The sequence below is a fragment of the Bradyrhizobium sp. UFLA05-109 genome, assembly GCF_054185165.1.
Window position 1 is genome coordinate 1 of record NZ_JBBIAR010000096.1, and the last position, 17,970, is coordinate 17,970.

General features: G+C 64.7%; 20 protein-coding genes and 1 pseudogene. 10 read left to right on the top strand and 11 right to left on the bottom strand.

Annotated features, from left to right (window positions below; translation table 11 throughout):
* The 4 genes from cckA to Q3C01_RS40900 all read left to right on the top strand — a co-directional run.
* A partial coding sequence (gene cckA / locus Q3C01_RS40885; protein ID WP_458151002.1) for a cell cycle histidine kinase CckA occupies positions 1-1,989 on the top strand: 1,989 nt, incomplete at its 5' end.
* A gap of 149 nt (positions 1,990-2,138) precedes the next feature.
* Positions 2,139-3,110, top strand: coding sequence for a Tim44 domain-containing protein (locus Q3C01_RS40890; RefSeq protein WP_458151003.1), 972 nt, complete (start codon positions 2,139-2,141; stop codon positions 3,108-3,110).
* Between the two features lie 149 nt (positions 3,111-3,259).
* Complete coding sequence (locus tag Q3C01_RS40895) at positions 3,260-3,949, top strand: lectin (protein WP_458151004.1); 690 nt, start codon at positions 3,260-3,262, stop codon at positions 3,947-3,949.
* Positions 3,950-4,051: 102 nt separating this feature from the next.
* Positions 4,052-4,759 carry a glutathione S-transferase gene (locus Q3C01_RS40900; RefSeq protein WP_458151005.1) on the top strand — a complete coding sequence of 236 codons (708 nt, stop codon included), beginning with the start codon at positions 4,052-4,054 and terminating at the stop codon, positions 4,757-4,759.
* 1 nt (position 4,760) lies between these two features.
* Here the strand turns inward: Q3C01_RS40900 and Q3C01_RS40905 are convergent, their stop codons facing one another.
* From Q3C01_RS40905 to Q3C01_RS40915, 3 genes are all read right to left on the bottom strand, one after another.
* Entirely contained in the window at positions 4,761-5,435 is a 675-nt protein-coding gene (locus Q3C01_RS40905; protein ID WP_458151006.1) for a methyltransferase family protein, read from the bottom strand.
* A gap of 81 nt (positions 5,436-5,516) precedes the next feature.
* On the bottom strand, positions 5,517-5,690 hold the full coding sequence (locus tag Q3C01_RS40910) for a hypothetical protein (RefSeq protein ID WP_458151007.1): 174 nt from the start codon (positions 5,688-5,690) through the stop codon (positions 5,517-5,519).
* Positions 5,691-5,802: 112 nt separating this feature from the next.
* On the bottom strand, positions 5,803-6,282 hold the full coding sequence (locus Q3C01_RS40915; RefSeq protein WP_458151008.1) for a hypothetical protein: 480 nt from the start codon (positions 6,280-6,282) through the stop codon (positions 5,803-5,805).
* 251 nt (positions 6,283-6,533) lie between these two features.
* On the opposite strand from Q3C01_RS40915, the gene Q3C01_RS40920 reads away from it, so the two are divergent.
* Positions 6,534-8,189, top strand: coding sequence for a fumarate hydratase (locus Q3C01_RS40920; protein ID WP_458151009.1), 1,656 nt, complete (start codon positions 6,534-6,536; stop codon positions 8,187-8,189).
* A 134-nt stretch (positions 8,190-8,323) separates the two neighbouring features.
* Complete coding sequence (locus Q3C01_RS40925; RefSeq protein WP_458151010.1) at positions 8,324-10,279, top strand: DEAD/DEAH box helicase; 1,956 nt, start codon at positions 8,324-8,326, stop codon at positions 10,277-10,279.
* Between the two features lie 113 nt (positions 10,280-10,392).
* On the opposite strand, the gene Q3C01_RS40930 is transcribed toward Q3C01_RS40925, so the two are convergent.
* The 5 genes from Q3C01_RS40930 to Q3C01_RS40950 all read right to left on the bottom strand — a co-directional run bounded on the left by Q3C01_RS40930 (position 10,393) and on the right by Q3C01_RS40950 (position 14,044).
* Entirely contained in the window at positions 10,393-10,689 is a 297-nt protein-coding gene (locus tag Q3C01_RS40930) for a hypothetical protein (protein WP_458151011.1), read from the bottom strand.
* Positions 10,690-10,806: 117 nt separating this feature from the next.
* Positions 10,807-11,361, bottom strand: coding sequence for an inner membrane-spanning protein YciB (locus Q3C01_RS40935; protein ID WP_458151012.1), 555 nt, complete (start codon positions 11,359-11,361; stop codon positions 10,807-10,809).
* A gap of 15 nt (positions 11,362-11,376) precedes the next feature.
* Positions 11,377-11,949: a hypothetical protein gene (locus Q3C01_RS40940; protein WP_458151013.1), complete on the bottom strand. Its 573-nt coding sequence runs from the start codon at positions 11,947-11,949 to the stop codon at positions 11,377-11,379.
* Positions 11,950-12,025: 76 nt separating this feature from the next.
* Positions 12,026-12,508: an MAPEG family protein gene (locus Q3C01_RS40945; RefSeq protein ID WP_458151014.1), complete on the bottom strand. Its 483-nt coding sequence runs from the start codon at positions 12,506-12,508 to the stop codon at positions 12,026-12,028.
* Positions 12,509-12,643: 135 nt separating this feature from the next.
* Complete coding sequence (locus Q3C01_RS40950; protein WP_458151015.1) at positions 12,644-14,044, bottom strand: carotenoid oxygenase family protein; 1,401 nt, start codon at positions 14,042-14,044, stop codon at positions 12,644-12,646.
* Positions 14,045-14,151: 107 nt separating this feature from the next.
* Here Q3C01_RS40950 and Q3C01_RS40955 point away from each other — a divergent pair, with 107 nt between their 5' ends.
* Both Q3C01_RS40955 and Q3C01_RS40960 read left to right on the top strand, forming a co-directional pair.
* Entirely contained in the window at positions 14,152-14,868 is a 717-nt protein-coding gene (locus tag Q3C01_RS40955) for a TetR/AcrR family transcriptional regulator (protein ID WP_458151016.1), read from the top strand.
* Positions 14,869-14,898: 30 nt separating this feature from the next.
* The gene (locus tag Q3C01_RS40960; protein WP_458151017.1) at positions 14,899-15,039 is read left to right on the top strand and encodes a hypothetical protein; all 141 of its coding nucleotides are present in this window, start codon (positions 14,899-14,901) and stop codon (positions 15,037-15,039) included.
* On the opposite strand, the pseudogene Q3C01_RS40965 reads toward Q3C01_RS40960, so the two are convergent.
* A pseudogene (locus Q3C01_RS40965) lies at positions 15,036-15,329 on the bottom strand (hypothetical protein); the annotation flags it as partial. The gene Q3C01_RS40960 and the pseudogene Q3C01_RS40965 sit on opposite strands and share 4 nt — an antisense overlap.
* Positions 15,330-15,583: 254 nt before the next feature.
* Between Q3C01_RS40965 and Q3C01_RS40970 the strand changes: the two are divergent.
* Entirely contained in the window at positions 15,584-16,138 is a 555-nt protein-coding gene (locus tag Q3C01_RS40970) for an SET domain-containing protein (protein WP_458151018.1), read from the top strand.
* A gap of 194 nt (positions 16,139-16,332) precedes the next feature.
* Here Q3C01_RS40970 and Q3C01_RS40975 read toward each other — a convergent pair whose 3' ends face one another.
* Together Q3C01_RS40975 and Q3C01_RS40980 are read right to left on the bottom strand one after the other, a co-directional pair.
* The gene (locus tag Q3C01_RS40975; protein WP_458151019.1) at positions 16,333-16,731 is read right to left on the bottom strand and encodes a hypothetical protein; all 399 of its coding nucleotides are present in this window, start codon (positions 16,729-16,731) and stop codon (positions 16,333-16,335) included.
* 32 nt (positions 16,732-16,763) lie between these two features.
* Positions 16,764-16,994 (bottom strand): hypothetical protein, encoded by a 231-nt coding sequence (locus tag Q3C01_RS40980; RefSeq protein WP_458151020.1) that lies wholly within the window; start codon positions 16,992-16,994, stop codon positions 16,764-16,766.
* A gap of 101 nt (positions 16,995-17,095) precedes the next feature.
* Here Q3C01_RS40980 and Q3C01_RS40985 point away from each other — a divergent pair, with 101 nt between their 5' ends.
* Positions 17,096-17,917 carry a helix-turn-helix domain-containing protein gene (locus Q3C01_RS40985; protein WP_458151021.1) on the top strand — a complete coding sequence of 274 codons (822 nt, stop codon included), beginning with the start codon at positions 17,096-17,098 and terminating at the stop codon, positions 17,915-17,917.
* Positions 17,918-17,970 lie beyond the last annotated feature (53 nt).

A 17,970-nucleotide genomic window follows, 5' to 3' on the forward strand; every position in this document is an offset into this window, starting at 1 on the left:
ATCGCCGACATCACGCGCGACCGCGAGCGCCAGGAGGACGTGTTCCAGGAGCTGCAGCACGCGATCGAATATCTCGATCACGCGCCGTGCGGCTTCTTCTCGGTCAATCCTGCCGGCGAGCTCGCTTACGTCAACGCGACGCTCGCCAACTGGCTCGACTATGATCTTGCCGAGATCGGCTCGGGCGGCCTCAAGCTCACCGACATCGTCTCCGGCGACGGCGCCTCGCTGCTGACCTCGATCGTGGCGGTGCCGGGCGAAGTGAAGACGGAAGTCTTCGACATCGACCTGCGCATGCGCACCGGCAGGACCATGCCAGTGCGGCTCTATCACAAGCTGGCCTTCGGAGCCGACGGCACGCCGGGCCCGTCGCGCACCCTCGTGATCAGCCGCGCCCGCGACGAGCGCAGCGATCCCGACCGCGCCGCCGAGGTGCGCTTCATGCGCTTCTTCGACCACACGCCAATGGCGATCGCCACCGTCGATCGCGGCGGCAACGTGGTGCGGGCGAATGCGCGTTACGCCAAGCTGGCGCAGGGCCTTGGCCTCGACAGCGCCGGCAGGTCAATCTTCCGCGCGATCAATTCGCGCGATCGGAACCTGCTGATCGCGGCGATCAACCAAGCCGCCGAAGGGAAGGGCGACATCGCGCCGGTCGAGGTGGCGCTGGAGGGAACGAAGGAGCGCTGGGGGCAGTTCTTCGTTACGCCGGTCGACGAGGGCGAGAACGACGCCGAGGCCGCGATCGTGCACATGCTCGAGACCACCGAGCGGCGCGCGCTGGAGAACCAGATCAACCAGTCGCAGAAGATGGAGACGGTCGGCCAGCTCGCCGGCGGCATCGCCCACGACTTCAACAACGTGCTGTCCGCCATCATGATGGCGAACGACTTCCTGCTCAACGCGCACAAGCCGACCGATCCGTCGTTCCAGGACATCATGCAGATCAAGCAGAACGCGACGCGGGCTGCGACCCTGGTGCGGCAGCTGCTTGCGTTCTCGCGCCGGCAGACGCTGCGGCCGCAGGTGCTCGATCTCGGCGATGCGCTCTCCGATCTCACCATGCTGCTCCGCCGGCTGATCGGCGAGAAGGTGAAGCTCGATCTCGTCCACGGCCGCGACCTCTGGCCGGTGAAGGTCGACGTCTCCCAGTTCGAGCAGGTCATCGTCAATCTCGCCGTGAACGCGCGCGATGCGATGCCCGACGGTGGCAAGCTGATCATCCGCACCGCCAACGTCGCCACGGACGAAGCGGGCAAGCTCGCCTATAAGGGCATGCCGGCGGCGGACTATGTGCGGATCGAGGTCGCCGACACCGGCACCGGCATCCCCGCCGACATCCGCGACAAGATCTTTGAGCCGTTCTTCTCGACCAAGGAGGTCGGCAAGGGTACGGGCCTCGGGCTGTCCACCGTGTACGGCATCGTCAAGCAGACCGGCGGCTTCATCTACGTGGATTCCGAGCCGGGCAAGGGCACCTCGTTCCACATCTTCCTGCCCCGCCATCATGCCGAACCCGAAGCGCAGGTCGAGGCGCCGGCGACCGGCGCCGCCCCGACGAACGGCGCGGCCAAGGAAGCGCCTGCGACCGAAGCAAAGCCGCGGACCGACCTCACTGGGCAGGGCACCATCCTGCTCGTGGAGGACGAGGAGGGCCTGCGCGCCCTGAACGCGCGTGGCCTGCGCTCACGCGGCTACACCGTGGTCGAGGCCGAGAACGGCGTCGAGGCCATGGAGGTTCTGGACGAGCAGAGCGGCGCGATCGATCTCGTCGTCTCCGACGTGGTGATGCCGGAGATGGATGGTCCGACGCTTCTGAAGGCGATGCGGGAGAAGAACCCCGACATCAAGTTCATCTTCGTCTCCGGCTATGCCGAGGATGCCTTCGAGAAGAGCCTGCCCGAAGGACAGCAGTTCGACTTCCTGCCAAAGCCGTTCACGCTGAGCCAGCTTGTCGCGGCCGTGAAGGAGACGATGAAGGCGGGGTGAGGTTCTGATCTCGTAAGGGGGCTCCGACGGTAGGGGGCCCGCGACGAAAGGGGTAATTCCGCACCATCCCGCGACTGAGGGCCGCAGCCTGAGGTTCCGATACTGGCTTCACTTTTGCGTTCCGCTGCCCATCTTAGGGACACTTCCCCATGCCGGGGATTTGGGAAACGCACATGAATTTCTCGTTACGCAGCCGCAGTCTCGCGAAGACGATGGCCGTCGTGCTGGCGCTGGCGCTGCCGACCGCGCTCGCGATCACTTCCGCCGACGCCCGCGTCGGTGGCGGCTTCTCGTCGGGCTCGCGCGGTTCGCGGACCTTCTCCGCGCCGCCGTCGACCTCGACCGCCCCGGGCACGGCCACACCCTTCAATCGCACCTATAGTCAGCCGGGCGCGAACTCGACCGCGCCGATGGGTGGCGGCCTGTTCAATCGTCCGGGCGGGGGCATGCTGCGCGGGCTCGCGGCGGGCTTCATCGGCGCCGGCCTGTTCGGCCTGTTGTTCGGCGGCGGCCTGTTCGGTGGTCTCGGCGGCCTGTCGTCGATCCTCGGCCTGATCCTCCAGATCGTGCTGGTGGTGTTCCTGGTGCGGATGGCGATGTCCTGGTGGCAGCGCCGTCACACGCCGCAGGCGGCCTATGCCGGCGCCGGTGCCGGCAGCGGTCCGCAGCCAAGCTATCGTAGCGGACTTGGTTTCGGGCTCGGCGCCAACAACGCGCCGCTGGAAATCCAGCCGGCCGACTACGAGAGCTTCGAGCGCCTGCTCGGGGATATCCAGGCCGCCTGGTCGAGCGAGGACGTTGCAAAACTGCATACGCTCGCGACGCCGGAGATGGTCGCCTATTTCGAGAAGGATCTGGCTGAGAACCGCGCCCGCAACGTCGTCAACAAGGTTTCGAACGTAAAGCTGTTGCAGGGCGACCTGGCGGAAGCCTGGCGCGAGGACGTCACCGACTATGCCACCGTCGCGATGCGCTTTGCGCTGACCGACAAGACGGTCGATCGCAACACCGGCGCGATCGTCGCCGGCAGCGAGCAGCCGAGCGAAGTCACGGAGGTCTGGACCTTCGCGCGCCGGCCCGGCAGCAACTGGGAACTGTCGGCGATCCAGCAGACCAACTGATCGGTCCGCAAATGAGGGAACAAGGGCGTCGTGCTGCGGCACGGCGCCTTTTTTGTTTGGGTACTTCACGTCACGGCGGCGGAATAATGCGGCGCGCGTCGGGTTCGAGTCAGGCGGCGGCCAAAATACAAGCACAACCGGAGGAAGCGATGACCCGTTTCGAGAGAACGACGACATTCCCCAGCCTCGCGTTCGCCGTAGCTGCGCTCGCCTTGCTCGCGGCGCCGTCCGCGCTGGCGCAATCGGCCGGCATGACCTTCTTCGTGACCTCCAGCGGTCCCGGCAAGGGCGCCGATCTCGGCGGCCTCGATGGCGCGGACGCGCAATGCCAGAAGCTCGCCCAATCCGCCGGCGCAGGCACCAAGACCTGGCACGCGTATCTCTCGACACAGGCCGTCGACGGCAAGCCGGCCGTCAACGCGCGCGATCGCATCGGCAAGGGGCCGTGGCAGAATGCGAAGGGCGCCGTGATCGCCAAGGACGTTGCCGACCTGCACAGCCCCGCCAACAATCTCACCAAGCAGACTACGCTGACGGAGAAAGGCGAGGGGATCAACGGTGTTGGCGACCAGCCGAACCGCCACGACGTCCTCACGGGATCGCAACCCGACGGTACCGCGTTTGCCGGTCCGGACGATCGCACCTGCAAGAACTGGACGTCGAGCACGCAAGGCGCCGCGATGGTCGGCCATCTCGATCGCCGGGGCCTGCGCGACGACGAGCCCTCGAAATCCTGGAACAGCTCGCATCCCTCGCGCGGACCCGACGGCGGCTGCTCGCAGGCCGACCTGAAGAGCACCGGCGGTGACGGGCTGCTGTACTGCTTCGCGGCGAACTGACTGAAGGTCATTCCGGGTTCGGTCCTTTCGGACCGCCCCGGAATGACGGTGTTTGGGGTCGCGTGCTACGCTCGCATCAGCCCAATCACAGGACTGCCCCTCATGAAATACGAGCTCTATTACTGGCCCGAGATCCAGGGCCGCGGCGAATATGTGCGGCTGGCGCTGGAGGAGGCGAAGGCGGCCTATGTCGACGTGGCGCGCGGGCAGCGCGGAACGGCTGCGATGATGAAGATGATGGATGCGCAGGGCGGAACGCCGCCCTTTGCGCCACCGTTCCTGAAATTGGGCAAACTCGTCATCGGCCAGACCGCCAACATCCTGCTTTATCTCGGCAGCCGCCACGGCCTCGCGCCAAAGACCGAGGCCGACAAAATGTGGGTGCACCAGCTCCAGCTCACGATCGCCGATTTCGTGCTGGAGATCCACGACACCCATCATCCGCTCGGACCGTCGCTCTATTACGAGGACGCGCGGCCGGCTGCGAAGAAGCGCACGGCCGAGCTCTGGAAGGAGCGCGTGCCGAAATATCTCGGCTATTTCGAGGAGCTGCTCGATGCCAATGGCGGTATCCACGTCACCGGCCGCAGGCTGACCTATGTCGATCTCTCGCTGTTCCAGATCGTCGAAGGCCTGCGCTATGCGTTTCCAAAGCGCATGCGCGCCTTCGAAAAGGATATCCCCGGCCTTGTCGCCTTGCACCACCGCGTCGCGGCGCGGCCGAACATCAAGGCCTATCTCGCAAGCGAGCGCCGCATTGCCTTCAACGAGCAGGGCATCTTCCGCCGCTACAAGGAGCTCGACGCGTAAGCTACCAGACGCCGGGCAGCAGCCGATGGCGCACGCGCAGCGCGTAGTCGGCATAGCCTGGAAGGCCCGGGATCAGCGTGCGCTCCTCGATGCGGATGCGGATCGCGAACAGGACGACGAACAGCGGCAGCATCGCAACGCCCCACCATGAGCCGACCAGCAGCGGCACGCCGAGGAAGAACAGCACCATGCCGCTGTACATGGGATGCCGCACATGGGCGTAGGGTCCGGTCGAGACCACGTGCTGCGCGCGCTCGGTTTGCAGCTTCACCACGGGTGCGGCGAAGGAGTTCTCGCGAAACACCCATAGCGTGAAGACGGTCGAGGCGAGGTACAGCACGAAGCCGAGCACCTGCAAGGCCAGCGGCATGTCGGAGGCGCGATAGCGCCGTTCCAGCCCCATCGCGACCAGCCAGACCAACATCGCCAGGATGAACACGGCCATGAATATCTTGTCGGCGGCCGGCTGATCCTTCTGGATGACGGGTCGGAGGCGTTCGGCGAGCAGCGCCGGATCGAGCCGGTACAGCCACCAGCCGCAGGCCGGGCCGAGCAGGGCGGAGGTGATCAGCATCACCCATGCACCGTGCCAATCGAGCGTGCCGGCGCCCGCAAACAGCAGCGCGCCCATCGCGATGACGACGATCGAGTTCTGCAAGAGCAGCCTTGCGATCATGCGCGTTTCCCTGCAACTCGCACATGATGCTAGTGCCGCTATCTGGCGAAGATGCGGCTGAAGGCGGGCGAGAGCCCGGGGTTAGGCGTATTGATCGATCCGCGTGCCCTGGCCCGGCGGCAACGGCGGAGCCGGCGGCGGTTGATAGCTGGAATCGGAATCGTTGGTCTTGGCCTGGTCGTCCTGCTGCTTGGTCGTGTCGTAGTTCGGCACCACGATCCCGATCGGCGGCGGCGTAACACTGGAAACGCTCATCACGCAAATCCTCACAGATTGAAACACGCGAACATGACTCGCGGGAGCCGAAACTTCCGTGAAGCAGATCGTTAAAATGCGAGGGAATCCTGGGCGCGCTTGCGCTTCCCGCTCACTCGTCCTTCGGCCGCGTGATCGCGATCGAGGCTTCGGTCTTGGTGCGTGTGCACTCCATGTTCAGCCGCTTGTAGCGCATCGCCACCTTGTCGCCGCGCAAAAGGCCCATGCGTTTCAGGCAACGCGTCGCACCGGTCGAGGTGTCGTCCTTCGGCAGCGTGAAGATGATCGCCGCCGCAGAGGCGACCAGATCGTAGAACTGCGGCGTCGGCCGTCGCTCGCCCTTGGCATAGAGCTCGTTGGAATAGGTCTGTCCCTGCGCGCGGCAGCCCAGCGACAATTCCTTCGCCGCCGGGTGAGTGAGATAGATGATGTTGGCGGCCTTGAAGTTGACCTTCAGCCCATCGACGCCACTGGCAAGTTGCTTTGCGATGTCGTCGCACTGGTCCGCACGGGCGGGGGAGGCGAGGACGGCAAGACCGGAGATGGCGGCGGCGGCCAGAATCGCGCCGCGGACGTTCAAGTTCAATGTCATGATGAAAAGCCCCTTCGGGGGCGCATTCAACCGTCGGCGAGACCGAAGTGCAAGGGGTGCAACCCGGCGTGGGTTGTGCTGGAGCAGTGAACCGTGACCGCCGCACGACAGGGGCCGGAACGCCCGGACCAGGATAGCGAATCCGGATGGCCGGACGGCACAGAGCTCCCTTCCTTTTGCGCCCAAAATGCGCTTAGAACGCTTCCATGCCAGGGCCTGCAAGAGGGCTCCGAAAACCCGAGATCGCCCCCATGAACGCTCCCACCGCCTTTCCCGACCAGTCCCAGCCCGTTCCGCCCTACAAGCACACCCCCCTGTTTCCGCTCGGCAAGGACGAGACGCCCTACAAGAAGATTTCGAGCGAAGGCGTTCGGGTCGAGAAGGTGCTCGGCAAGGACATGCTGGTGGTGTCGCGCGAGGCGCTGCGGGCGCTGTCGGAGGCGGCCTTCGGCGAGATCAACCACTATTTGCGGCCGGGGCACCTGAAGCAGCTCCGAGCGATCCTGGAAGACGGCGAGGCCAGCCCGAACGACAAGTTCGTCGCGCTCGACTTCCTGAAGAACGCCAATATCGCGGCGGGCGGCGTCCTGCCGATGTGCCAGGACACCGGCACTGCGATCATCATGGGCAAGAAGGGCTGCAACGTCATCACCGACGGCGAGGATGAGGCGGCGCTGTCGGAAGGTGCGCGCGATGCGTACCTGCGCCGCAACCTGCGCTACTCGCAGGTCGCTCCGCTGTCGATGTATGAGGAGAAGAATACCGCCAACAACATGCCGGCGCAGTGCGAGATCTACGCCGAGGGCGACGACGCCTACAAGTTCATGTTCATGGCGAAGGGCGGCGGCAGCGCCAACAAGAGCTTCCTGTTCCAGGCGACGCCCTCGGTGCTCACCAAGGATCGGCTGCTCGCCTTCCTCAAGGAGAAGGTGCTGACGCTGGGTACCGCGGCGTGCCCGCCCTATCACCTTGCGATCGTGATCGGCGGCACCTCGGCCGAGCTCTGCATGAAGACGGTGAAGCTCGCCTCCGCCCGCTATCTCGACGCGCTGCCGACCCATGGCTCGCCGGACGGCAACGCCTTCCGCGACGTCGAGATGGAGCAGGAAATCCACAAGATGACGCAGTCGCTGGGCGTCGGCGCGCAGTTCGGCGGCAAGTATTTCTGCCACGACGTGCGCGTGATCCGCATGCCGCGCCATGGCGCCTCGCTCCCGATCGGGCTTGGCGTGTCCTGCTCGGCCGATCGCCAGGTGCTCGGCAAGATCACCAAGGACGGCATCTATCTCGAGGAGCTCGAGCACAATCCGGCGCAATATTTGCCGCAGGTCGAAGAGACGCTTGGCGGCGAGGTCGTCAAGATCGATCTCAACCAGCCGATGAAGGACATTCTGGCGACGTTCGCGAAATATTCGATCAAGACGCGGGTCTCGATGACCGGCACCATGATCGTCGCGCGCGATTCCGCGCATGCCAAGCTGCGTGAGCGGCTGGAGAAGGGCGAGCCGCTGCCGGATTATTTCAAGAACCATCCGGTCTATTACGCGGGTCCCGCGAAAACGCCCGAGGGCTACGCCTCCGGCGCGTTCGGTCCGACCACGGCGGGCCGTATGGATTCCTTCGTCGATCAGTTCCAGGCCGCGGGTGGCTCAATGGTGATGGTCGCCAAGGGTAACCGCGCGCCGGCGGTGCGCGAGGCCTGCAAGAAGTACGGCGGCTTCTATCTCGGCTCGATCGGCGGCGCGGCGGCGAACCTCGCCGAGCACTGCATCAAGAAGGTGGAGGTGCTCGAATATCCAGAGCTCGGCATGGAAGCGATCTGGCGCATCGAAGTAGTCGATTTCCCGGCGTTCATCATCATCGACGACAAGGGCAACGACTTCTTCAAGGAGTTGAACCTGGGCTAGCACGCGTCCTCGTAAGAGCTCGCAAGGCATCCTGATCAAGTCGCCACGCGTTCGGCCGCGCCTCGGCCGGGCGCGCGGCTTCGTTTCGTTCGGCCGGACCATCTCGGCCTGAACCAACCAAGGCTATTCATCTCGTGTCATTCCCGACCACAAGTCCGCCGCTTGCTCGCGCTCTCGCCGAGCGCAACTACGACCGGCCGACCCCTGTTCAGATCGCCGTGCTTGCCGACGAAGCCGTTGACCGCGACCTGCTCGTTTCGGCACAGACGGGCTCGGGCAAGACCATTGCTTACGGGCTCGCCATGGCAAAGAATCTGCTCGGTAGCCTGGAGCGCTTCGAGCGGGCTGCCGCACCGCTTGCCTTGATCGTCGCGCCCACCCGTGAGCTAGCCTTGCAGGTCCAGCGCGAGCTCGCATGGCTCTATCAATTTGCGGATGGGCGCGTCGTCTCCTGTGTCGGCGGCATGGATCCGCGCCGCGAACAGCGCGAGCTTGCCGCCGGCGCTCACATCGTGGTCGGGACGCCCGGCCGATTGAGCGATCACCTGCGGCGCGGCCATCTCGACATCTCGGAATTGAAGACCGTCGTTCTCGACGAGGCCGACGAGATGCTCAATCTCGGTTTTCGCGAGGATATGGAATTCATCCTCGAGACCACGCCGGAGACGCGCCGCACGTTGTTGTTCTCGGCAACCTTTCCGCGTGGCATCGTCGCGCTGGCAAAGCAATATCAGCAACAGGCGTTCCGGATCGAGGTCGCCGGCGACGAAGGCGGGCATGCCGATATCGAGTACCGCGCCATCCGGATCGCTCCTGGCGATGTCGAGCACGCGGTCGTCAACGTGTTGCGTTTTTTCGAGTCACCAAGCGCACTCGTGTTTTGCAACACGAGAGACGCCGTCAGGCATTTGCAGGCGGCGCTGCTCGAGCGTGGTTTTTCCGTTGTCGCGCTCTCCGGCGAGTTGACGCAGAACGAGCGAACCCAGGCTCTGCAGGCGTTGCGGGACGGACGTTCCCGCGTCTGCGTGGCGACCGACGTGGCGGCGCGCGGCATCGATCTGCCGAGCCTCGACCTCGTCATTCATGCGGATCTGCCGAATGACGCGGAGGTCATGCAGCATCGCTCGGGCCGCACCGGCCGTGCAGGCCGGAAGGGTGTCAGCGTCCTGCTGGTGCCGCCCGCACGGCGACGGCGTGCGGAACTGCTGCTGAACCTGTCCGGCACTGACGCCGTCTGGGGCACGGCTCCGCAGGCAGATGAGATCCGCAAGCTCGATCACGAGCGCATGCTCAAGGATGCGGTGTTCACAGAGGAGACGACTTCCGACGATCTGATGCTCGCAAGGGCCCTGCTTGCCGAGCGGTCGCCTGAGGATATCGCCGCGGCGCTCGCGCGTCTCTATCGCGCGCGGCTTCCTTCGCCCGAAGACATTCTCGATCCCGGTGAGGGGAGCGGCCGGCCGCGCGATGGGCGCGGTCGAGACAACGCGAGAACCTCGCGCGGCGATGACCGTCCCGCAGGGCCCCGATCGAAGACGGGAAAATCATCGTCGCGTCACGGCATGGCGGAGGCCAGCGTTTGGTTCCGCGCCGCCATTGGACGAAGAAAGAATGCCGAGGCGCGCTGGTTCTTGCCGATGATTTGCCGTCGCGGCGGCATCGACAAGCGCGACATCGGCGCCATCCGGATCATGGACACCACCACCGAGTTCGAGATTTCCGAGCGGGTCGCGGAATCCTTCGCCGTCAAGATCCGGCGTCCGGACAAGGAAGATAGCATCCGCATCGAGCCGATGGCAGACGCTCCAAAGGGCCACGTGCCTTCGGACAAGCGCACGCACGCGCCCCGGCGCGAGGCCGGTGACATCGATCACGGCGCTCGTCGCCGTGACGATTCCCGTGACCCGGCAACTCCGAAGCAACGCGCCAAGCCGCGCACCGACGGCGGGTCGAAATTCGAAAGCAATCCGGAATTCGGGAAGAAGAAGCACCGGAGCAAGCCGGGCCAAGTCGGCCAGCCGCATCAGGCAAGTGCATGGCCTGCGAAGGGTGCGCGCGGAAAGAAGGCAAGGAAGGATCGTCGCGGCTGACTTGTTACCGAACAGAGGGCGAGCGCGCCCTGCGCGCTACGCCGGATCTTTGTCACCTGCACTGCTCCCCGCTGCCGTCGCAGCAAAGAGCGCGCATGAGTGCAAGGGGGCGGCTAGGCCCGCGTGCCGGTGAAGGGGAAGCTACCCATCGGGCCGATGCTCGCTTCGCCGGAGATGCTGTCGCCGGAAACCTTGCCGGAAAAAGCGAGCGTCAGCGGCATCGGGTTGGTGATCGAGATTTTCCAGGCGACATCGTCGCCGTCAACGCTCCCGTCGAAGATTTCGCCCGATTCGCCCTCGGCACCTTGCGTGCCCGTCAGCGCGCTTCCCGCGCTCTTCAGCGTGAGGGTCGTGTTGCGGTCGCCCATGGGTGTGCTCAAGACAATATTCCAGTTTCCGTCGACGGCCATTCCTGTCTCCCGTTCCAACTTTTCCGGCGCGCCGCGACCCTCCGCGGCCTAGCCTAGAGGCGAAGCCTATAGCCCAACTCGCAGCGCCTGCCCAACCCTGTCTTATGGGTGCGACGGTCAGGCGCGGGCGGCGGCGCGAAGGCGGCCGGTGATGATGATGCGGAAGATGACGTATTGGATGGCGAACGCCGCGATCTTGGCGCCGACGGCGACGACCGAGACGTAGAAGGCCCACAATTTGAGGTCGCCGGTCGCGGCGACCGCGATCGTGCCGGCGCCGAGCGCGAACATCAGCGCGGCCCAGGCATAGCCTGCGGCGGTGACATATTCCGGAATGACGTCGGTCACGCGCGCCGGCATGTAGCGCAACATCCAGCCGCGCTTGAGCATGATCGCGCCGATCGCAAAATGCGCGATCGAGGGCTTTGCCAGCACGAAGCGCGGATCCTGGGTGAGGATGGTGACAGTGCCGAGCACGATGACGAGCGCGAGCGATGCGTAGGTCATGTAGCCGAGTGATTTGCCCTGGACGCGGGCGTAGATCACCTGCGCGATCGCGCCTGCAATCGCCACCGACGTCGCCAGGATGATGTTGTCGGTGATGAGATAGACAACGAGGAAGACGATGGTCGAGAGGAAATCGGAGGCGAGGCGGGCGAATACGTCCTTCATCGTCGGTCCTGTCGGTTAGGAGGAGGGCAGTGCGCTGGCGGGCGTACCGTATTTGGTCTTGCGGTACTCGGGATACCATTTGGTGAAATACATCGCGCTATTGCGGGCGGCAAACGCCACCGCGAGGCCTGACCAGATCGGCAGGCCCGGCACATAGAGCAGCACGACGTTGGAGGCCATCATCAACAGCGCTGCTGCGGTCCATGCGGCGGTAATGATGTAGTTGGCGCGCAGAAAACCGGGCATTGCCGCCGTCTCGGCAGGGACCTCTTCGAGGGCGTATTGTAGCGTGAACGGGTGGCGGGCCAGCATCGAGCCGAGCGAGATCACGAAGATGCCGGCATCGACCGACAACTTCACCGTGAGCGCGCTCAGCAGGGGATTGAGCAGCGCGAGATAGATACCGATGCCGGCGAACAGGATCGCCGATCCGGCGGCGAGGATCTTCACCGAGCGGCCGAATACAACGTCGATTGCGATGGTGGCAAGGCAGATCGCGGAGGCCGTGAACACGCTGACCTTTGCCGATGTCAGGAACATCAAGAAGCCGAAGGCGCCATAGGGAGCGAGGATCAGGAAGATTGTCATGAGCCGCCTCGATCAGGCTTATCTTTACAGTGTAAAGATCAATAGTTCAGGCCAAGGCAAGGGTCAAGAGAAATCTTTACAGCGTCAAAATGATGTGAATGACCTGTAAAAAGTGAATTGCCGCAATGGCTTGCGCCGACGCTTCTTCGGCGAAATCGCGCCAGGGCAGCCGCGACAGGATGGTCAAGGCACAGGTGATCAACAGGCTGATGGTGATGAAAATGCCGCCGACGCGGCCGATCTGAAACCGCAGCGAGTTCGGCGCGGCGGACAGGCCGAGGGGATGGATCAGCCGCGACACCAGCAGTGCGCCCATCAGGAGGTGAACGCGCAGTGCTGATGCGCCGGACATTTCGATCATGGCGACCATCAGCGTAATGATCGGAACATACTCCATGAAATTGGCGTGGGCGCGGATCGCGTTGCGCAAGCTCGTGTTGCCGCCATCGCTGAAGGCGGCCTTGTTGCTCCGCCGCAGCCGGATCACCTGAAGCGCGAGGACGGCGTAGAGCAGGGCGAGGATCGCGAGATAGAAGGCAGTGATGGCTGGCATGTGCATTTGAGGCTCCCTCGTGACGCGCAAACGATCGTCATTCCGGGGCGCGCCATTTGGCGCGAGCCCGGAATCCATCGCGCGATGGATTCCTGGCTCGTCGCTTCGCTCGCCCCGTCCCGAAATGACAGCGGATGGGGTCTACGCCGCCCCAACCCAGTTGCCGTGAAAGCCGTCGGGCACGCGGTGGCCGAGCTGCACGAGCGCCACGGGGCCGGCCTCGACGTCGGTGGCGTTGAACACGGCGAGATCGCTCCGGTTCTCGCGGGCGCGCCAGATTACCGCGAGCAGCCAGCCATCGCCTTCCGCGGCATCCTTGGCGCGCTCGACAAACACCGGCTCCGAGATGCTGTCGCCTGCCGGCAGCAGGTAATGGCCGAGGCGTTTTCCCGCACCATCGACATGCACGATGCCGGACAGCGCGGCGAACATCGGCAGCCTTGGGTTGGCGCAGGCGTACCAGCCGTGGTTGGTCTTCAATCCTGCGCGACGGTCGTCGACGCGCGGGAATTCGCCGGTGAGATCGTCGAGATAGGTCTGCTGGAAGCGGTCAGTATTCCCGGTGAGATCGAAGGTCCAGCGGCAATGGCGCGCGAATGATTTGTCGGGATTGGTCGGCCTGCCGTCGGGATGCGGAAACAGCGGCGCCTCCTCGAACTGCATGACGTCGGCGACGATGCGGTTGCCGTCCTCCCAGGCGTTCATGACGTGGAAGACGTAGCAGGCTTCAGTGCGGAACCAGGCAATGTCCTCTGGTTTTCCGTTGCGCTTCATAACGCCGACATAGGCGCCTTTCTCCGGCTCCCAGGCGTAGGGCGGCCGGCCCTTCATCGCGCGCTCCATGCTGCCGGTGATGGGCAGGATCGGAAACATCACGTGGTTCTCGGTGACGATGAAGTCGTGCACCATGCTGGCATAGGGCGCCTCGAAACGCGCAAGGCGGGTCGCCTTGCCGCTAGCGTCGATCGCGCCGTAGGAGAGGGTGGGCGTGAGCGGGCCGCTCGCATTGTAGCCGAAGAACACCATCTCGCCGGTTAGGGGATCGATCTTCGGATGTGCGGTGAAGGGGCCGGCGACGCGGCCCTGGTAGTTGCAATAGCCGCGCGTGGCGAGCGTGCCGGGCTCGATCTCGGTCGGCAGATGACCTTCCTCGAGCGCGAGCAGCTTGCCGGCGTGGAAGATGACGTTGGTGTTGGCGACGCCGCCGTCGGTCACATGCGCAGGCGCATCCGGCAATTTGCTGCCGAAGCCCTTGCCGAAGAATGCGCGGCCGGCATCATGCTCGGCCTGCCATTTCGGCGTGCGGACCCAGCGGTTGCGATAGCTCGCGCGGCCATTTTCGAGATGGAAGGCGTGCAGCATCCCGTCGCCGACGAACCAGTGCGCGCCGGGTACGTCGAACTGTGGATTGGGGCCGTTGCGATAGAGCGTCCCGTTCAATTCGCGCGGCAACTCGCCGACGACCTTGAGGAACAGCGCGTCGGCCTCGAATGGGATCGGCGCACGATTTGCCGGTGGGTGGCTGAACGCGTCCTGCTGCATGGCGGATCCTCCCGTATCTTTACAACGTAAAGATACGCTAGTGCCGCTTCAGACCCCGGTCAAGCGAAATCTTTACACTGTCAAAATGACGTCATATAACGCCCTTCATGGCCAAGACCGAAATCACCCGCCGTGCCCACCCCAGAAAAGCGCCGTCATCCGCCGCGAAGGAGCGGCCGCGGCGCGCCGCGAGCCCAAAGGCCGAGACGCCCTATCATCATGGTGCCCTGCGCGAGGCGTTGCTGAAGGCGGCGGAAAGCGTGCTGGAACGCGACGGGCTCGCCGGCCTGACGCTGCGTGCCGTGGCGCGCGAGGCGGGGGTGTCGCATGCCGCGCCGACCCATCATTTTGGCGATCTCACCGGCCTCGTCAGCGAGCTCGCCGCGGTCGGCTTCCGCCAGTTCAACGCGGCGATGGCCTCGGCCTGCGATGTCGCCAGGACGCCGCTGGAGCAGGCGCTGGCACGGCCCAAGGCCTATGTCGCCTATGCGCAGGCCCATCCCGGCATGTACGGCATCATGTTTCGCACCGAACGGCTGGATTATTCCAGGCCCTCGCTGCATGAGGCGGCGCATGCCTCGTTCGCGGGGCTCGCCAATGCCATCGGCGCGATGCGGCAGGAGCGCATCACCGGCGATACGCTGACGCTCGACCAGGCTGCAGCCATCGCGCGCGCCTGGTCGATGGTGCACGGCTTCACCATGCTGCTGCTCGACGGGCGGCTCGAGGATATTTTGGGGCGGTTGCCGAAAGGCACGACGGCCGAGCAACTTCTGGAGGCGATCCTGAAGTCGGCGGCACACGGGAAGCTGCCGCCCTCCTGATCGCTCGGGACCGCAACCCTTGCCATCGTCGTGCGTCGGCCGACGCGGCATCCGCTCTCCGCCCATGCCTGGGGCGAGCCGGTGCCGAAAACGGTCGCGGCAGCACGGCGCATCGCGGCCAAGGGCGAGCGCCTGCTGGCTCGCTATCGCCGCGCGAAGAACAAGGCCTAGCGCGTCGCAAGCTCGATCGCGCGTCCACTGGTGCCGATCACCTTCACCTCGTCCTTGCCGCATGTGAAGTCGCGCGCATATCGGTCGGCGGCCTGCTGCGCCAGCTCGTTGGCGTTCGCGTTCGCCGTCACGTCGACATAGGCGACATGGCAGACCGGGCCCGGCGGCAGCCGCGTCACCGCGAGCATCGCCTTGGTGTTCGGTCGCCCCTGCTTGTCGGGATCGGCGCCGTCGGCGATATGCCAGCGCTGGATGATGGCGAACGGTTTGGTGCCCTCGGCGCGCCATTCGGCGAGGTTGAGGTGTAGGTGCTGCCGAAGGATTGGGCGCCGGCCTGATCAAGCGCGGCACAAACCAGCAGCGCAGTCAGGCATCCAAGTGTGACATGCTTCACGATGAAGTCCTCATGACGCGGAACTTCCCCCCATTCAGACGTGTTCACTGTGGGGAAGGTTCAAACGGGGCCTTGAAACACCTGACATGACCGCGGAATCGTTCTAGAAGAGCGCCTTCGCCTCGTCCTGCGTTGTCACTTATCTCGATCATGCCAGCCATCACGTTGAACAAACCCTATCGCGTCGGCCGCTCCAAAACCGGACTTGGCCTCTTCGCCACCAAACCGATCAAGAAGGGTGCGCGGATCATCCGCTATTTCGGACCGATCCTGGACTCTCGGATCCCCGAGCAGGACGACATCGAGAACAAATACCTGTTCGAGCTCAACGACCGCTGGACCATCGACGGTTCTGTGCGCAAGAACGTCGCCCGCTACATCAACCATTCCTGCCGGCCGAACGCGGAATCCGACGTCCGCCCGCGCAAGCGCAAGGTCTTCATCCGTGCCATCAAGAACATCGAGGCCGGCGACGAGATCAACTACGACTACGGCACCGACTATTTCAAAGCCTATCTCAAGCCGATCGGCTGCAAGTGCGCTGCCTGCGAGAAGAAGCGCAAGAAGCTCCGCGCCGAGGCGCGGGCCGAGCGGGCCAAGGTGAAGGCGCGCGCCGAGCGCAAGGCGCAGAAGGCTGGCGCGAAAAAGAAGAAGCTCAACGGCCAGCACGCCAACGGCAAGACCAACGGGCGCGCACGCGCGTAATCATTTATTCCCGCTGTCATGCCCCGGCTTGACCGGGGCATCCAGTACGCCGCGGCTTATCCGCATACGTTTGCCGTCTCTGGAATACTGGGTCGCCCGGTCCCGTCTCCGCCAAGGCTCCGACGAGGCTCGCGAACTTGGCGCGCCGAAGCTTCAGCGAAGGCGGCAAGCCGGGCGACGACGAACGGCGTTGGTCAAGCCGTCACGGCGCTGCCGCTCCTCCGCAACCCCACATACTGCAATTCCGCGAACACGCCGGTCGCGATCGCCTGGGCGACGACCATGAGCTCGCCGGCAAGGTTCGGCGACACTGCACCGGAGAACAGCAGAGCGATGCTCGCAACCGTCCAGGCGGCGTTGCCGACCACGACGAGGATGACGAGCGCTTTCGGCACCGAGCTGCGCGAAGCGAGCCACCCGACCAGGGCGGCATAGGCGATCAGGAGCAGGCCAGTCTCCCGCAGCAGCGCTTCGGGCAGATTGAAGAGCGAGGCGAAGGCGCTCGCACCGAAGGCGAGGCCAACGGCCGAGACGCCGCTGAAGATGGCATCGGCGAGCAAGGCGCGGCGCAGGAAGGTGGATGCGAAGATCATTGTCGTTCTCCTTGTGGGCTTCGGGGTGAATGTCAGCGCAGCCAGCGCCAGAAGGCGCGGATGTGGCGCGCGAGGCGGAACGGGCAGAGGCTTTTTCCGACGCTGTGCTCGAACGCCAGCACTTGCGCGACGACGAAGTCGCCGGTCGAATGCACCAGCGGTTCCGGCATGTTGAGGCTGCGCGCGAGCAGGCGGGTTGCAAACTTCACCGCCCAAGGCAGCAGGGTGTCGGCAACGGTTCGGTAGAGAAGCAGCGCGATCATGGTCATCTCCTGTTGCCCGAGAAGATGAGCCACGGCCCTGCGCAATTCGATTACCTCGGACGTAATGGAAGGGACGAAATCCGCATGCTAGGTTTTTGACCATGAACGCACATGCATCCACGGCGCAGGCCGAGCGCGCCCAGCCCATCCATATCGGCGATCACTTGCGCGAATGGCGGCAGCGCCGCCGCATGAGCCAGCTCGATCTCGCGGGCGAGGCGGAGATCTCGGCGCGGCATTTGAGTTTCGTCGAGACCGGCCGCGCGACGCCCTCGCGCGAGATGGTGTTGAAGCTCGCCGAGCGGCTCGATGTTCCCTTGCGCGAACGCAACGTGCTGCTGGTTTCGGCAGGTTACGCGCCGGCCTTTCCGCAGCGCCCGCTGGAGGATCCCGCCTTGAAGTCAGCCCGCCAGGCGATCGACCTCGTCCTCAGGGCACATGAGCCAAATCCGGCACTCGCCTATGACCGGCACTGGAATCTGGTCTCCGCCAACCGCATGGTTGCGCCGCTGCTCGACGGCATTCCCCAGCGGCTGCTCGGCCAGCCCTTCAACGTGCTGCGGCTCGCCTTCCATCCCGAAGCGCTGGCGCCCCGCACCGTCAACCTCGCCGAATGGTGCGGGCATCTCTTGGAGCGGCTGCACCGGCAATGCGAGGCGACAGCCGATCCGGAGTTGATCAAGCTCTACAATGATCTGAAGAGCTATCCGATTCCGGCACGCTCCGCTCCGCTCTCGGGCGACAATGTCGCGATCCCGTTCAAGCTGCGGCATGAGGGCGAGATACTAAGTTTCTTCTCCACCACCATGGTGTTCGGCACACCGGTCGACATCACGCTGTCGGAATTGGCGCTGGAGACTTTCTTTCCGGCGGATGAGCGCACGGCAGAGCGGTTGAAGCACATGGCGGCAAAGATGGGCTAGCGCCCTTGCACAGCGCGCATATCGCGCCATCGGTCTCTGGTTTAGCCACTCGG

Bases quoted from the DNA above. Each gene is read 5' to 3' on its own strand.
- Q3C01_RS40975 (WP_458151019.1), bottom strand. From the start codon at position 16,731: ATGATCTTCGCATCCACCTTCCTGCGCCGCGCCTTGCTCGCCGATGCC.
- Q3C01_RS40900 (WP_458151005.1), top strand. From the start codon at position 4,052: ATGAAATACGAGCTCTATTACTGGCCCGAGATCCAGGGCCGCGGCGAA.
- Q3C01_RS40950 (WP_458151015.1), bottom strand. From the start codon at position 14,044: ATGCAGCAGGACGCGTTCAGCCACCCACCGGCAAATCGTGCGCCGATC.
- Q3C01_RS40890 (WP_458151003.1), top strand. From the start codon at position 2,139: ATGCCGGGGATTTGGGAAACGCACATGAATTTCTCGTTACGCAGCCGC.
- Q3C01_RS40910 (WP_458151007.1), bottom strand. From the start codon at position 5,690: ATGAGCGTTTCCAGTGTTACGCCGCCGCCGATCGGGATCGTGGTGCCG.
- Q3C01_RS40980 (WP_458151020.1), bottom strand. From the start codon at position 16,994: ATGATCGCGCTGCTTCTCTACCGAACCGTTGCCGACACCCTGCTGCCT.
- Q3C01_RS40935 (WP_458151012.1), bottom strand. From the start codon at position 11,361: ATGAAGGACGTATTCGCCCGCCTCGCCTCCGATTTCCTCTCGACCATC.
- Q3C01_RS40920 (WP_458151009.1), top strand. From the start codon at position 6,534: ATGAACGCTCCCACCGCCTTTCCCGACCAGTCCCAGCCCGTTCCGCCC.
- Q3C01_RS40940 (WP_458151013.1), bottom strand. From the start codon at position 11,949: ATGACAATCTTCCTGATCCTCGCTCCCTATGGCGCCTTCGGCTTCTTG.
- Q3C01_RS40905 (WP_458151006.1), bottom strand. From the start codon at position 5,435: ATGATCGCAAGGCTGCTCTTGCAGAACTCGATCGTCGTCATCGCGATG.
- Q3C01_RS40915 (WP_458151008.1), bottom strand. From the start codon at position 6,282: ATGACATTGAACTTGAACGTCCGCGGCGCGATTCTGGCCGCCGCCGCC.
- Q3C01_RS40895 (WP_458151004.1), top strand. From the start codon at position 3,260: ATGACCCGTTTCGAGAGAACGACGACATTCCCCAGCCTCGCGTTCGCC.
- Q3C01_RS40930 (WP_458151011.1), bottom strand. From the start codon at position 10,689: ATGGCCGTCGACGGAAACTGGAATATTGTCTTGAGCACACCCATGGGC.
- Q3C01_RS40985 (WP_458151021.1), top strand. From the start codon at position 17,096: ATGAACGCACATGCATCCACGGCGCAGGCCGAGCGCGCCCAGCCCATC.
- Q3C01_RS40945 (WP_458151014.1), bottom strand. From the start codon at position 12,508: ATGCACATGCCAGCCATCACTGCCTTCTATCTCGCGATCCTCGCCCTG.
- Q3C01_RS40970 (WP_458151018.1), top strand. From the start codon at position 15,584: ATGCCAGCCATCACGTTGAACAAACCCTATCGCGTCGGCCGCTCCAAA.
- Q3C01_RS40955 (WP_458151016.1), top strand. From the start codon at position 14,152: ATGGCCAAGACCGAAATCACCCGCCGTGCCCACCCCAGAAAAGCGCCG.